This is a genomic window from Rhodococcus sp. H-CA8f, from assembly GCF_002501585.1.
Classification (GTDB): domain Bacteria; phylum Actinomycetota; class Actinomycetes; order Mycobacteriales; family Mycobacteriaceae; genus Rhodococcus_F; species Rhodococcus_F erythropolis.
In genome coordinates this window covers 4,426,407-4,441,054 of sequence record NZ_CP023720.1, presented here as the reverse complement: position 1 = coordinate 4,441,054, position 14,648 = coordinate 4,426,407, and the positions used below count along the sequence as shown (strand labels likewise).

Below are 14,648 nucleotides of genomic sequence, written 5' to 3'. Positions count from 1 at the left end.
CGCGGCCAGAGGCTGGGCAAAACAGGTAAGTAGGGTAGTGAGTGTGATTCAGAGAAACAGTTCCCCGCAGTCCGGCGGGCCCGAGCAAGTCGAATCGGGAGCGCCGACAACCGGTAGACCGAAGGGGCTGACAGCGTCTCTGATTGCGGTCGGTGTCTTGCTTCTGGCGGCAGTGGTTGCGCTCGGTGTGTTCGGCGTCCCGTACGTTCGGGCGCTCACCACCGACCGCACCACAGCCGAGATGCGTGACGACGCGCTGATCGGTGCGCAGCAAGTCGCGATCAACCTCAACAATGCGGATTCGGCCAATCTCGACCAGTCGATCGAGAACATGCGTTCTTCGGTGACCGGTGACGAGATGACGACGTATCTGCAGACCGTTCAGGATTCCATCACCGACGAGTTGCGTAACTCGGGTTCGAAGGCTGACACCGAAGTTGTGCAGTCCGCGCTGACCGAGCTCAATACCGATGACCGGACCGCCACGGCGCTGGTCGTCGTTCGAGTCACCACGACCCAGGGCAACCAGTTCGTCAAGAATCAGCTCGGCATGCGGCTGGGCATGGTCGAGGTCGACGGGGTCTGGAAGGCGCAGTCCGCTGATCCGATCGGATCGCGGCTCGATCTCGGCTCGGGCACTCTGCCGGCTGCCGACGGCTCCACGCCTGCTCCTGACGCAACGCCCGCACCCGGTTCGGGGACCGAAGCACCTGCATCCGGTGCTCCTGCACCGACAACCGCGGGTGGTGATTCCGGTGGCCAGTAGTTCGTCGAACCTGCACACCGACATCCCTCGAAGGAGAAGCGCGTAATGCCACCCAAACGTCGTACCGGCGGACCGTCCTCCCCTCAGAACCGTCGGCCGAAGATCGCTGGAAGCGCTCGTTCGCTCAACGTCCCCGCGGGGACGTCCGACTCGGACCCGGTCGAGCCCACGATCGAACAGCCGGAAGAAGAGACACAGGAGGCTGTGAAGCCGGAGGCTGTGAAGCCAGAGGTTGCGAAGCCGAAGGTTGCGAAGCCGACGCTCACGAAGGCCGAGTCCGGAGACATCGAGCCGCCGAAGACGGAAACCGACGCTCCGGAATCCACACCAGGCCCCGATCTGACCAAACCGGCGAAAACCGTCGCAGACGAGCCCAAGGCCCCTGCTACCCCGGAGACGGGCGCGGGGGAGTCGGCGACAACACCTACACAATCCAAGGCCGGTTGGCGCCTGGTCGCGATCCTGGGGGCCGCAGCGGTCATCGTCGCGATCCTCGCCGGCATCGCCTTCTTCAAAGTCGGCGCGAAGACGGACGACATCGCCTGGGTGGACGAAGGCGCCACGGCTGAGGTTCTTCGTGTGACGCCGTCGGCGTTGGCTGCAGTCTTCACGTTCTCTCCCGACACGTTCGACGCCGATTTCGACAAGGGTGTCCAGGGCCTGAACCAGTCGATGCGCGATCAGCTGACCCAGTACAAGGACACGCAGAAGGCCGGCGTCGAACAAACTCAGACGGCAACGACCGCTGATGTCCCGCTGATCGGGATCACACGACTCGAGAAGGACCGGGCACAGTTGCTCGCCCAACTGAACGTCAGCTCGACGCAGAACGGCGTGGCGGCAGACTCTCGCTCCGGAATGGTCATCGTGAGTCTGGAGAAGCAGGACGGAAACTGGCTGATCTCGGAGATTCGCGACCAGTAGCTCGGAGATTCGCGACCAGTAGCACCTGCGTACCAGCGCGAAGATCTGGACCGACGCACGATGTCGGTCCAGATTTTTCGTATGTGACGCCGTTGCTGGCTACACTTCCGGTGGCAGTGTTCGAATGCTCGTCACGAATGTTCGAATGCTGCGACACGCGCTCTCGCCCTTGACGGAGCGGTCCGCAAGGTCCACTCTGATCGGTGAACATGCACGGACGAGTGATCGGCAGTCTCACGTCAGTATCTGAATTCGACCCTCAGTTACACCCGACTCGACATTTCCAGAGTAAGGGTGTACTTTTGGACGTTGCGCTGGCTGCCTCCTGTCCACCCCTCGTCTCAACCGCTGCGAAGTCAAGTACTTCTTGCTTTCTGCGACGGGTTTCGTTCGGGTTGTAACCAGCGAAATTCGAAGCAGATACAGCGGCGGTCGCAACAGCACGGAGCGGCCCGCGTGAGGTGCTGGAAGGACGCATCTTGGCAGTCTCTAGCCAGACCAAGGCAGTTTCCGGAATCCCCGGAGCCCCGAAGAGGGTTTCGTTCGCGAAAGTTCGCGAACCCCTCGAAGTTCCCGGGCTTCTTGACGTACAGACAGATTCGTTCGAGTGGCTGATCGGCGCGCAGAGTTGGCGTGAACGAGCAGCGGCACTCGGCGACAATGCAGTGTCCGGTGGTCTCGAGGACATCCTCGCGGAGCTTTCTCCGATCGAGGATTTCAACGGCACTATGTCGCTGTCCTTCTCCGACCCTCGATTCGACGAGGTCAAGGCCTCGACGGACGAGTGCAAAGACAAGGACATGACCTACGCGGCGCCGTTGTTCGTCACCGCGGAGTTCATCAACAACAACACTGGTGAGATCAAGAGCCAGACGGTCTTCATGGGAGATTTCCCGATGATGACCGACAAGGGCACCTTCATCATCAACGGCACCGAGCGTGTGGTCGTCTCGCAGCTCGTGCGTTCCCCCGGTGTGTACTTCGACATGAGCGTCGACAAGAGCACCGAGAAGGATCTGCACAGCGTCAAGGTGATCCCGGGTCGCGGCGCATGGCTCGAGTTCGACGTCGACAAGCGCGACACCGTTGGTGTCCGTATCGACCGCAAGCGTCGTCAGCCTGTCACCGTCCTGCTCAAGGCACTCGGCTGGACCACCGAGCAGATCACGGAGCGCTTCGGCTTCTCCGAGATCCTCATGGCCACGCTGGAGAAGGACAACACCGCCGGCACCGATGAGGCGTTGCTCGACATCTACCGCAAGCTGCGTCCGGGCGAGCCCCCCACCAAGGAGAGCGCGCAGACCCTGCTGGAGAACCTGTTCTTCAAGGACAAGCGCTACGACCTCGCTCGCGTGGGTCGTTACAAGATCAACAAGAAGCTCGGCCTGAACGCGGGTCAGCCGATCGTTGCATCCACTCTCACCGAAGAAGACATCGTCGCCACCGTCGAGTACCTCGTGCGTCTGCACGCAGGTGACACCTCGATGACGGCTCCGGGCGGCGTCGAGGTTCCCGTCGAGGTCGACGACATCGACCACTTCGGCAACCGTCGTCTGCGTACCGTCGGCGAGCTCATTCAGAACCAGATCCGCGTGGGCCTGTCCCGCATGGAGCGTGTGGTTCGTGAGCGCATGACCACGCAGGACGTCGAGGCAATCACGCCTCAGACGCTGATCAACATCCGGCCCGTCGTCGCTGCGATCAGGGAGTTCTTCGGAACCTCCCAGCTGTCGCAGTTCATGGACCAGAACAACCCGCTGTCGGGGCTGACGCACAAGCGTCGTCTGTCCGCCCTCGGCCCGGGTGGTCTGTCCCGTGAGCGCGCCGGCCTCGAGGTTCGCGACGTTCACCCGTCGCACTACGGCCGCATGTGCCCGATCGAGACCCCGGAAGGCCCGAACATCGGCCTGATCGGTTCGCTGTCGGTCTACGCCCGCGTCAACCCGTTCGGTTTCATCGAGACCCCGTACCGTCGCGTCGTCGACGGACAGGTGACCGACGAGGTCGACTACCTGACCGCTGACGAAGAAGACCGCCACGTAGTCGCGCAGGCCAACTCGGCCATCGACCGCGAGGGTCGCTTCACCGACTCGAAGATTCTCGTCCGCCGTAAGGGTGGCGAGGTCGAGTTCGTCGCGTCCTCCGACATCGACTACATGGACGTTTCGCCGCGTCAGATGGTGTCCGTCGCAACCGCGATGATTCCGTTCCTCGAGCACGACGATGCAAACCGTGCCCTGATGGGCGCGAACATGCAGCGTCAGGCTGTCCCGCTGGTTCGCAGCGAGGCACCTCTCGTCGGAACCGGCATGGAGCTGCGTGCAGCTGTGGATGCCGGCGACGTCATCATCACCGAGAAGACCGGTGTCGTGGAGGAGATCTCCGCGGACTACGTCACGGTGATGGCTGACGACGGAAGCCGCAAGACGTACCGGATGCGCAAGTTCGCGCGTTCCAACCAGGGCACGTGCGCCAACCAGCGTCCGATCGTGGACGAGGGACAGCGTGTCGAGGCCGGCCAGGTTCTGGCCGACGGTCCTTGCACCGAGAACGGTGAGATGGCGCTGGGCAAGAACTTGCTCGTCGCGATCATGCCGTGGGAAGGCCACAACTACGAGGACGCGATCATTCTGTCGCAGCGTCTCGTGGAAGAGGACGTCCTGACCTCGATTCACATCGAGGAGCACGAGATCGATGCCCGCGACACCAAGCTCGGTGCCGAGGAAATCACTCGCGACATCCCGAACGTCTCCGACGAGGTCCTCGCCGACCTCGACGAGCGCGGCATCATCCGTATCGGTGCCGAGGTTCGTGACGGCGACGTGCTGGTCGGAAAGGTCACGCCGAAGGGCGAGACCGAGCTGACCCCCGAAGAGCGCCTCCTTCGCGCCATCTTCGGTGAGAAGGCTCGCGAGGTTCGTGACACGTCCCTCAAGGTTCCTCACGGTGAGACCGGCAAGGTCATCGGAATCCGCGTGTTCTCACGTGACGAAGACGACGATCTGCCTCCCGGTGTCAACGAGTTGGTCCGCGTCTACGTGGCACAGAAGCGCAAGATCCAGGACGGCGACAAGCTCGCCGGCCGCCACGGTAACAAGGGCGTCATCGGCAAGATCCTGCCGCAGGAAGACATGCCGTTCCTCTCGGACGGCACGCCTGTCGACATCATCTTGAACACGCACGGTGTCCCGCGTCGTATGAACATCGGTCAGGTCTTGGAGACCCACCTCGGGTGGATCGGCAAGACCGGCTGGAACATTCAGATCGCGTCCGACGGCACTCGTCCCGACTGGGCTGCGACCCTGCCGGAAGAGATGCTGTCCGCTCCGGCCGACTCGAACATCGCCACCCCGGTGTTCGACGGTGCGAAGGAAGACGAGCTCACCGGTCTCCTCGGCGCGACGCTGCCGAACCGTGACGGCGAGCAGATGGTCGGACCCGACGGAAAGGCCACCTTGTTCGACGGCCGCTCCGGCGAGCCGTTCCCGTACCCGGTCTCGGTCGGTTACATGTACATCATCAAGCTGCACCACTTGGTCGACGACAAGATCCACGCTCGTTCGACCGGTCCGTACTCGATGATCACGCAGCAGCCTCTCGGTGGTAAGGCCCAGTTCGGTGGCCAGCGCTTCGGTGAGATGGAGTGCTGGGCGATGCAGGCCTACGGCGCGGCTTACACGCTGCAGGAACTGCTGACCATCAAGTCGGACGACGTGGTCGGTCGAGTCAAGGTGTACGAAGCCATCGTCAAGGGCGAGAACATCCCCGAACCCGGCATCCCCGAGTCGTTCAAGGTGCTCCTCAAGGAGCTCCAGTCGCTCTGCCTCAACGTGGAGGTGCTGTCCTCGGACGGCGCGGCCATCACGATGGCGGACGGCGACGACGAGGACTTGGAGCGGGCCGCAGCGAACCTGGGCATCAACCTGTCCAGGAACGAAGCTGCGACGGTCGACGACCTCGCGAACTAGGTTTCGGTCCCCGGGTTGCTCTTGAAAGAGCGGCCCGGGGGCGTAGTTCACATTTGAATTGGCAGTCAGGTTGCCGGGTGACCGGCAACCGTAACCCCAACGGGGAAAGGAAGTTACGTGCTCGACGTCAACTTCTTCGATGAACTCCGCATTGGCTTGGCCAGTGCAGAGGACATCCGCAATTGGTCCTACGGCGAGGTCAAGAAGCCGGAGACCATCAACTACCGCACGCTCAAGCCCGAGAAGGACGGCCTCTTCTGCGAGAAGATCTTCGGCCCCACCCGGGACTGGGAGTGCTACTGCGGTAAGTACAAGCGTGTCCGCTTCAAGGGCATCATCTGTGAGCGCTGTGGCGTCGAGGTCACTCGCGCCAAGGTTCGTCGTGAGCGTATGGGTCACATCGAACTGGCCGCACCGGTCACGCACATCTGGTACTTCAAGGGTGTTCCGAGCCGTCTCGGTTACCTGCTCGACCTGGCTCCGAAGGATCTCGAAAAGATCATCTACTTCGCTGCCTACGTCATCGTCGGCGTCGACGAGGAGCTCCGTCACAACGAGCTGTCCACCCTCGAAGCCGAGATGCAGGTCGAGAAGAAGACCGTCGCAGATCAGCGCGATGCCGATCTCGAGGCACGTGCGCAGAAGCTCGAAGCCGACATCGCCGAGCTCGAGGCAGAGGGCGCGAAGTCCGATGTCCGCCGCAAGGTCAAGGACGGCGGCGAGCGCGAAATGCGTCAGCTCCGTGACCGCGCGCAGCGTGAGCTGGATCGTCTCGACGAGATCTGGACCACCTTCACCAAGCTGAGCGTCAAGCAGCTCATCATCGACGAGCTCCTGTACCGCGAGCTGGTCGACCGTTACGGCGAGTACTTCACGGGTGCGATGGGCGCAGAGTCCATCCAGATCCTGATGCAGAACTTCGACCTCGACGCCGAGGCAGAGTCTCTCCGCGAGACCATCCGCAGCGGCAAGGGCCAGAAGAAGCTGCGTGCACTCAAGCGCCTCAAGGTGGTTGCGGCATTCCAGACCAACGGCAACTCGCCGATGGGCATGGTCCTCAACGCTGTTCCGGTGATCCCGCCGGAGCTTCGCCCGATGGTTCAGCTCGACGGTGGACGTTTCGCGACGTCCGACCTCAACGACCTGTACCGCCGCGTCATCAACCGCAACAACCGCCTCAAGCGACTGATCGACCTCGGTGCTCCCGAGATCATCGTCAACAACGAGAAGCGGATGCTGCAGGAGTCGGTCGACGCCCTGTTCGACAACGGTCGTCGTGGACGTCCGGTCACCGGACCGGGTAACCGCCCGCTGAAGTCCCTGAGCGATCTGCTCAAGGGCAAGCAGGGTCGTTTCCGTCAGAACCTGCTCGGTAAGCGCGTCGACTACTCGGGTCGTTCCGTGATCGTCGTCGGTCCTCAGCTCAAGCTGCACCAGTGTGGTCTGCCCAAGCTGATGGCTCTCGAGCTGTTCAAGCCGTTCGTGATGAAGCGTCTGGTCGATCTCAACCACGCGCAGAACATCAAGTCGGCCAAGCGCATGGTCGAGCGCAAGCGCGTCCAGGTGTGGGACGTCCTCGAAGAGGTCATCGCCGAGCACCCCGTGCTGCTCAACCGTGCACCTACGCTGCACCGTCTGGGTATCCAGGCATTCGAGCCGCAGCTCGTCGAGGGCAAGGCCATTCAGCTCCACCCGCTGGTGTGTGAGGCCTTCAACGCCGACTTCGACGGTGACCAGATGGCTGTTCACCTCCCGCTGTCGGCAGAGGCTCAGGCCGAGGCCCGCATCCTGATGCTGTCCTCGAACAACATCCTCTCGCCTGCTTCGGGTCGCCCGCTCGCCATGCCGCGTCTGGACATGGTCACGGGTCTGTTCCACCTGACCCGTCTCGACGAGGGTGTCACCGGTGAGCTCGTTGCTCCGACCAACGACGAGGCAGAGCAGGGCGTGTACTCCTCGCCCGCCGAGGCTCAGATGGCAGTCGATCGCGGCGCGCTCTCGGTTCAGGCTCAGATCAAGGTGCGTCTGACGCAGCAGCGTCCGCCGCGCGACCTCGAGAACGAACTGTTCCCCGAGGGCTGGAAATACGGTGACGGCTGGACCGCCACCACGACACTCGGCCGTGTGCTCTTCAACGAGCTGCTTCCGGCGGACTACCCGTTCGTCAACGAGCAGATGCCGAAGAAGCGCCAGGCGACGATCATCAACGATCTCGCCGAGCGGTACCCGATGATCGTGGTTGCTCAGACCGTCGACAAGCTCAAGGACGTCGGGTTCTACTGGGCCACCCGTTCGGGTGTCACGGTCTCGATTTCCGACGTGCTCGTGCCGCCGGAGAAGCCTGCCATCATCGAGGACTTCGAGGCTCAGGCCGACAAGATCGAGAAGCAGTACCAGCGTGGTGCTCTGGACAAGAAGGAGCGCAACAGCGCTCTGGTCACCATTTGGCAGGAAGCGACCGACAAGGTCGGCAAGGCCATGGAGGCTCACTTCCCCGACAGCAACCCGATCCCGATGATCGTGAAGTCCGGCGCAGCCGGCAACATGACTCAGGTTCGCTCGCTCGCCGGTATGAAGGGTCTGGTGACAAACCCGAAGGGTGAGTTCATCCCGCGTCCGATCAAGTCTTCCTTCAAGGAAGGCCTGACCGTTCTCGAGTACTTCATCAACACGCACGGTGCTCGTAAGGGTCTGGCCGATACCGCACTCCGCACCGCCGACTCGGGTTACCTGACCCGTCGTCTGGTGGACGTTTCGCAGGACGTCATCGTCCGCGAGGTCGACTGTGGAACAGAGCGCGGCATCGTCACCACGATCGCCGAGAAGCAGGCCGACGGCACGATGATCCGCGATGCTCACGTGGAGACCAGCACGTACGCCCGTACCTTGGCGGCCGATGCAGTCGACGCGAACGGCACCGTCATCGTCGAGCGTGGCCACGATCTCGGTGACCCCGCGATCGATGCTCTGCTCGAAGCCGGCATCACGACGGTCAAGGTCCGCTCGGTCCTGACCTGCACCACCGGCACCGGCGTTTGCGCCACTTGCTACGGCCGTTCGATGGCCACCGGCAAGCTGGTCGACATCGGTGAGGCTGTCGGTATCGTCGCCGCACAGTCGATCGGTGAGCCCGGTACCCAGCTGACCATGCGTACCTTCCACCAGGGTGGTGTCGCAGGAGATGACATCACCGGCGGTCTGCCGCGTGTCCAGGAGCTGTTCGAGGCACGTGTGCCCAAGGGCAAGGCTCCCATCGCGGACGTCACCGGTCGGGTACAGCTCGAAGACGGCGATCGTTTCTACAAGATCACCATCGTTCCGGACGACGGCGGCGAAGAGGTTGTCTACGACAAGCTCAGCAAGCGTCAGCGTCTGCGCGTCTTCAAGCATGCCGACGGTCGCGAAAGCCTCTTGGCTGACGGTGACCACGTCGAGGTCGGACAGCAGCTCATGGAAGGTGCTGCCGATCCCCACGAGGTCCTGCGAGTCATGGGTCCGCGTCAGGTTCAGATCCACTTGGTCAACGAGGTCCAGGAGGTGTACCGGAGCCAGGGTGTGTCGATCCACGACAAGCACATCGAGGTCATCGTGCGCCAGATGCTTCGTCGCGTGACGATCATCGATTCCGGTGCCACCGAGTTCCTGCCCGGTTCGCTCACCGAGCGCGCCGAGTTCGAGTCGGCAAACCGCCGCGTTGTCGCCGAGGGTGGCGAGCCCGCAGCCGGCCGTCCGGTGCTTATGGGTATCACGAAGGCGTCGCTCGCGACGGATTCGTGGCTGTCCGCGGCATCGTTCCAGGAGACCACTCGTGTCTTGACCGACGCGGCTATCAACTGCCGCTCGGACAAGCTGATCGGTCTGAAGGAAAATGTCATCATCGGTAAGCTGATCCCTGCCGGTACCGGTATCAACCGTTACCGCAACATCCAGGTTCAGCCCACCGAAGAGGCACGCGCCGCTGCTTACGCAGTGCCGTCGTACGACGACCAGTACTACAGCCCGGACGGCTTCGGCCAGAACACCGGTGCTGCAGTTCCGCTGGACGACTACGGCTTCAGCAACGACTACCGCTAAGCGTTAGTTCGTAGAAAATCCCCCCACCTCGAAAGAAGTGGGGGGATTTTTCATCTCGCTCGCTTCAGGAGTTGCTGCCGCTGAGGTCCGGGATGACGATCTCCTGGACAGCCCACTTGTTGCCGTCGGGGTCGGCGAAGTAGATGAATCTGCCCCAAGCCTGGTCGTCGATCGGGCTGATGTCGATGCCGCGGCTCTTGAACTCGCGCTCAGCCTCTTCGATGTCCTTGACCACTACCTGCATGCCGACGACGGAACCGGGCTCGGCGTCGGTGATTCCCTTGCCGATGCAGATCGAGCAGGCCGAACCGGGTGGGGTCAGCTGGACGAAGCGCAGGTCCTCGCTGACCGTGTGATCGTGGTCGGCGTTGAAGCCGAGGCGGACGTAGAAGTCCTTGGCGCGGTCGATGTCGGTGACGGGAATGGCGACCAGTTCGAGCTTGATGTCCATGACGTGCCCTTCATGTGATGGTGGATTCCGGCGACAGGTCCAGTGTTGCGGGTATTGCGGTCAGAAACGGTCCTCATTAGGCGTCCGGATGAAACTTTCCGAATTTCTTGTTGCTCCGAGAGTGCTTCTCTCACTGCTCGACCGATCCCGAACCAGGAGCGGATACCCCGACTCCGCAGCTCTGACGCATTCCGTCGAACGCGCCGCGCACGCCGACGCTCTCGGCTACCACCGGTTCTGGGTGGCCGAGCATCACGCGGTGCCCGGGATCGGGAGCGGGTCGCCGGCAGTACTGCTTGCCGCGATCGGCGCGCATACGCGCGATATCAGACTCGGGAGCGGTGGGGTCATGCTGCCGAATCACCAACCGCTGATCGTCGCCGAGCAGTTCTTGATGCTGGAGGCTCTGTACCCGGGGCGAATCGATCTCGGCCTCGGCCGATCGCTGGGATTCACGGAGCCTGTTCGTCAGGCACTACGACGCAGCAAGGATGCTCCGGACACGTTTGCGTCAGATATCGATGAGGTGAGGCGCTATCTGGACGGATCCGCGGCAGTGACGGCACGGCCGGCGTCGGAGACCGGGGTGCCGATCTTCGTACTCGCGACGCGTACAGGTTTGAAAGTGGCAGCGCAACTGGGGCTTCCGGTGGTCGTGGGTGGGCCGATACTCGGAACCGGGAGCACCGACCGGGTGGATGCATTGGACGAGTACCGCCGAGCTTTCCGGGCCACCGACGCTCATCCCGAACCCTATGTGGTGGTTTCTCTCGAAGTGGCGGTTGCCGATACCACCGACGAGGCGCGTGAGTTGCTGATCCCGGAGGCATACGCGCTCGCAGAATCGTCACGGACGGGGGAGTTTCCGCCGCTCGCGTCGCTGGACGAGATCAGGTGCGCCCCGCGCAGTGATCGAAATGCCAGGCGTATCGAGTCGTTCATGGCGTCGGCGCTGCACGGCACACCTGTCGAGGTGAAACAACAGCTTCACGATCTCGCCGAGCGGACCGGTGCCGACGAAGTGCTGGCGTCGACGTCGACGTACGACCTTGACGCGCTTGCACTTTCGGACCGACTGCTACGTGAGGTGCTTTAGCGGTGTGGTTGATCTAACGAGGCACGTGAAACTCGAGCAGAGTGGCGACGGAGTCGTCGAGTTCGGTCCACGGCACCGGTACGGAGAGGACGGCGATCGCCGAAGTCGGGAACTTGTCGCGGATACGTTGGGCCGCTTCGGAGTTTTCGTTCGATGCGAGATCGAGTGCAGTCCAGGGAATTCCGGGTTCGTGTCCGACGATCAGGAGCGTCTTGACGTGGTCGGACGTGGTTCGCGCAGCTGCAATGACGTCTGCGGGTGAGCCGCCGTAGATGGACTTCTCGAATCCGGCGGGAGCTTCGATTCCCGTCGAGGCAAGGGTTTCGACGGTGCGCCGGGAGGTGGAGCACAGAACGGCGTCTACGGGCGGGACGTTTTCGCGGATCCATTCGCCGCCGATGCGGGCCTCGCGCAGGCCCCGTTCGGCGAGCGGACGCTCGTGATCACGGATGCCCTCGGGGTAGCTGGACTTGCCGTGTCGCATGAGGACGAGGGTGCGGTGGTCGGCCATGCGTTCACGGTATCCGCTTTGTGCCCGTCAGTCCGGTTACTCTGGATGGTCAGGACCTTGAAGGAGGTTTTCGATGGCCGGTAAGAAGCTCGATCGAACTAATGCCCGAACTGCACTCGAGGTGGTACGCGAAAGCCCCACCATCGCTTTCATCACCGTTGCCCCGGCAGTGGTCGTGTTCGGCGTGGTGTGGTGGCTCTTCGGTTTCTGGGCCGCGATTCTTCTTGCGTTGGTGTTCGGTGTCGCGGCTGTCGCGACCCAGAAACTGCGTTAGAGGGCGCTCACCTGCGCAACTGCGCGGAGCGCTTCGCCGACCAGGAACCAGACCGTGACGGTCTTGTCGTCGACGCGGCTGCGCAGGACGACGTCGTCGCTGGAGACGATGGGGGAGAGGTACTCGATCAGTGCTCGATGCGGAACTGTACGCAGTTCGGTGCGCGCGCTGAGGACCTCTTCGACTGCCTGCCAGTAGACGGCGTTGTTGACGTGGTCGAACGGGTCGATATCCGTGGCGCGCAGAGCGAACGGCGTGTCCAGAACACCCGCGTCGTCTGCCTCCGGTGCGTTCTCGGCGAGGACACGCTTCCACTTCAGGCGATGCTCGTCGGTGGATTCTTCCAACGGCCGCATGAAGTCGTCGCTCATCCTGGTGGGCATGCCTGACTCGGCGCTGATGTTGATCCAGAAGCCTTCGGTTTCCATCAGCGCGCCGTTGCTGCCGTCGAAGCGCACGCGCATGTTCGCCCATCTCGTGGAGAAGCCGGAGCACCAGCGAGTCATCGTCAACTCTTCCGGCCAGATCGCCGGGCGTACGACATCGACGACCGTACGACGCACTATCCAGAGCGGATGAGTGTCGATGGCGCCGGCGGCTTCGATGTTGTCGTTGCCGATGTCCTGCAGATAACGGGCGACGGCGTCGAGCCTGACCTGCTTGGCGACGTCGATGTCGCCGGTGCGGACCGGGCGGGACTTGACGAAGATCGGTCCTCTGTCTGGCTGCGGCGCGAGCGTGAGATCTGGGTTCACGTGAGATTCCTGTTCGCTGGAGTGAGCCGATTCTGTCAGGCTTTTCAGCGAGTGGCGATTATCTGCTTTCCGCAGCCGGAACCGTCGACCATTCGTGCCACGGCGACGGCGGTGTCGGCAAGGGGATGAACGGAGTCGATCACCGGGGTGATGACACCTGCGTCGATCATTGCCGTCAGCACCTCCAGATCCTCGGCGTTCTCCGAAGCCATCAAAGACCCGAGCTTCTGAGATACGAACGGAGACAAGCACAGTGCGCGGATTTGGCGATCGATTCCGCCGAGCCACCGTCCGCCGTTCTCGCCGCCCACGATCACGAGCCTTCCGGTGCGTGTGAGCGCCCGTCGAAGATCTCGCAGTCGGCGGTTGCCGCCGGTGTCGATGATGACGTCGTACCGATGCGATCCGTCGGTGGCGTCGTCGACGCGGTAGTCGAGAACCTCGTCGGCACCGAGGGAGTGGACGGTATCGGTTTTCGAGGTGCTGCATACGCCGGTGACGAGCGCGCCCATGGCTTTCGCCACCTGCACCGCGTAGATCCCGACGCCACCGGATGCACCGAGAACGAGGACGGATTGCCCGGCCTGCACGCGGCCGTGGTCGCGCACGGCTTGCAGCGCTGTGAGGCCGGAGACCGGCACCGCTGCTGCTTGTGCGAACGACAACCGGGCAGGTTTTGCAGCAATCTTCGTCTCGAGTGCGCACGCGTACTCCGCAAACGAACCGACCGCGATCCCGTATACCTCCTGGCCGACTGCCACGCGGGTCACCGAACTGCCGACGGCCTCGACTCGGCCGGAAACGTCCAGTCCGCGGACCCGGTTCTCAGGTCTGCGCAGTCCGAAACCCGCGAGGCGCAACGGATATGGCAGTCCGGCCATGAGATGCCATGCCCCGCGGTCGATGGACGCGGCCTCGACGCGAATCAGCACTTCGTTGTCGGCGACAGTGGGGCGCGGAATGTGGTCGAGGTAGAGAACGTCGGCTTCGCCGTAGCGATCCTGTACGACGGCGGTCATCAGTTCCTGCGGCATGCGAGTCTCCGTTCGTCGAATGCTTACACCGTAAGTATTGCACTTACGGTGTAAGTTCTGTCAATGTGGAGAAGCGCACAAGATTGACCCGAGATCACGTCGTACGCGCTGCCGTGGCGCTTGCAGATTCCGTCGGAATCGACTCGATGACCATGCGGAAGCTGGGGACCGAACTGGGAGTCGAGGCGATGTCTCTGTACAACCATGTTTCGGACAAGGGGGATCTGCTCGACGGAATGGTCGACGCGGTCTTTGCGGAGATCGATCTTCCGACGCCGGGACTGCCGTGGCGAACGGAAGTTCACGCGCGAGCGGTATCGACTCGGGAGGTGCTGGGGAGGCACCCGTGGGCAACTCCGTTGATGGAGTCCCGAACGACGCCTGGCCCCGCGACCCTGCGCCACCACGACGCCGTCATCGGAACACTACGCGCTGCCGACTTTCCGGTCGCCCTTGCTGCGCATGCCTTTTCGATCATGGATGCGTACATCTACGGCTTCGTGCTGCAAGAGGTGAGCTTGCCGTTCGAAACAGCGCAGGAAACGACGGAACTGGCGAAGGCGATCATGGGCTCGTTCGAGAGCGGTCAGTATCCGCACCTGGCCGAGCTGACCACCGAGCACGTCCTAGCTCCGGGATACAGCTACGCCGCCGAATTCGCTTTCGGTCTTGATCTGATTCTCGACGGACTCGAACGTCTGCACATCGGGAGCGAACGATGATCTGACGTGAGTACCGGGTTAAAGTCGAGAAAACCGGGTTACCGGTCCAGACTTCAGATGTCCCGAAGAGGAG

The 14,648-nt window shown here is 62.7% G+C and carries 11 protein-coding genes; 7 read left to right on the top strand and 4 right to left on the bottom strand.

Annotation, left to right across the window (positions count from 1 at the left end; genetic code table 11):
* Positions 1 to 43: 43 nt before the first annotated feature.
* The 4 genes from CPI83_RS20515 (at position 44) to CPI83_RS20500 (ending at position 9,732) form a co-directional block, all read left to right on the top strand.
* Entirely contained in the window at positions 44 to 766 is a 723-nt protein-coding gene (locus CPI83_RS20515) for a hypothetical protein (RefSeq protein ID WP_232816779.1), read from the top strand.
* Between the two features lie 45 nt (positions 767 to 811).
* Entirely contained in the window at positions 812 to 1,690 is an 879-nt protein-coding gene (locus tag CPI83_RS20510) for a hypothetical protein (RefSeq protein WP_097387641.1), read from the top strand.
* 461 nt (positions 1,691 to 2,151) lie between these two features.
* Entirely contained in the window at positions 2,152 to 5,658 is a 3,507-nt protein-coding gene (gene rpoB / locus CPI83_RS20505) for a DNA-directed RNA polymerase subunit beta (RefSeq protein ID WP_019744305.1), read from the top strand.
* Between the two features lie 117 nt (positions 5,659 to 5,775).
* Entirely contained in the window at positions 5,776 to 9,732 is a 3,957-nt protein-coding gene (locus tag CPI83_RS20500) for a DNA-directed RNA polymerase subunit beta' (protein ID WP_019744304.1), read from the top strand.
* A 64-nt stretch (positions 9,733 to 9,796) separates the two neighbouring features.
* Here CPI83_RS20500 and CPI83_RS20495 read toward each other — a convergent pair whose 3' ends face one another.
* Positions 9,797 to 10,183, bottom strand: a complete 387-nt coding sequence (locus CPI83_RS20495) for a glyoxalase superfamily protein (RefSeq protein WP_003942070.1) — start codon at positions 10,181 to 10,183, stop codon at positions 9,797 to 9,799.
* Positions 10,184 to 10,271: 88 nt separating this feature from the next.
* Between CPI83_RS20495 and CPI83_RS20490 the strand changes: the two genes are divergently transcribed.
* Complete coding sequence (locus CPI83_RS20490) at positions 10,272 to 11,279, top strand: LLM class flavin-dependent oxidoreductase (RefSeq protein WP_097387640.1); 1,008 nt, start codon at positions 10,272 to 10,274, stop codon at positions 11,277 to 11,279.
* A gap of 13 nt (positions 11,280 to 11,292) precedes the next feature.
* On the opposite strand, the gene CPI83_RS20485 is transcribed toward CPI83_RS20490, so the two are convergent.
* On the bottom strand, positions 11,293 to 11,790 hold the full coding sequence (locus CPI83_RS20485) for a histidine phosphatase family protein (protein ID WP_007728426.1): 498 nt from the start codon (positions 11,788 to 11,790) through the stop codon (positions 11,293 to 11,295).
* Positions 11,791 to 11,863: 73 nt separating this feature from the next.
* On the opposite strand from CPI83_RS20485, the gene CPI83_RS20480 reads away from it, so the two are divergent.
* A complete protein-coding gene (locus tag CPI83_RS20480) occupies positions 11,864 to 12,064 on the top strand; it encodes a hypothetical protein (RefSeq protein ID WP_003941897.1) in 201 nt (66 codons plus the stop codon).
* Here CPI83_RS20480 and CPI83_RS20475 read toward each other — a convergent pair.
* Both CPI83_RS20475 and CPI83_RS20470 read right to left on the bottom strand, forming a co-directional pair.
* Positions 12,061 to 12,819 carry an acyl-ACP thioesterase domain-containing protein gene (locus CPI83_RS20475; protein WP_020906825.1) on the bottom strand — a complete coding sequence of 253 codons (759 nt, stop codon included), beginning with the start codon at positions 12,817 to 12,819 and terminating at the stop codon, positions 12,061 to 12,063. The two genes, CPI83_RS20480 and CPI83_RS20475, sit on opposite strands and share 4 nt — an antisense overlap.
* Positions 12,820 to 12,863: 44 nt before the next feature.
* Positions 12,864 to 13,853: an NAD(P)-dependent alcohol dehydrogenase gene (locus CPI83_RS20470; RefSeq protein WP_097387639.1), complete on the bottom strand. Its 990-nt coding sequence runs from the start codon at positions 13,851 to 13,853 to the stop codon at positions 12,864 to 12,866.
* A gap of 65 nt (positions 13,854 to 13,918) precedes the next feature.
* Here CPI83_RS20470 and CPI83_RS20465 point away from each other — a divergent pair, with 65 nt between their 5' ends.
* Positions 13,919 to 14,575, top strand: a complete 657-nt coding sequence (locus tag CPI83_RS20465; protein ID WP_019744300.1) for a TetR/AcrR family transcriptional regulator — start codon at positions 13,919 to 13,921, stop codon at positions 14,573 to 14,575.
* Positions 14,576 to 14,648 lie beyond the last annotated feature (73 nt).

Excerpts from the sequence above, each read along its gene's own strand:
- CPI83_RS20510 (WP_097387641.1), top strand. The coding sequence starts at position 812 with ATGCCACCCAAACGTCGTACCGGCGGACCGTCCTCCCCTCAGAACCGT.
- CPI83_RS20495 (WP_003942070.1), bottom strand. The coding sequence starts at position 10,183 with ATGGACATCAAGCTCGAACTGGTCGCCATTCCCGTCACCGACATCGAC.
- CPI83_RS20490 (WP_097387640.1), top strand. The coding sequence starts at position 10,272 with ATGAAACTTTCCGAATTTCTTGTTGCTCCGAGAGTGCTTCTCTCACTG.
- CPI83_RS20485 (WP_007728426.1), bottom strand. The coding sequence starts at position 11,790 with ATGGCCGACCACCGCACCCTCGTCCTCATGCGACACGGCAAGTCCAGC.
- CPI83_RS20480 (WP_003941897.1), top strand. The coding sequence starts at position 11,864 with ATGGCCGGTAAGAAGCTCGATCGAACTAATGCCCGAACTGCACTCGAG.
- CPI83_RS20470 (WP_097387639.1), bottom strand. The coding sequence starts at position 13,853 with ATGCCGCAGGAACTGATGACCGCCGTCGTACAGGATCGCTACGGCGAA.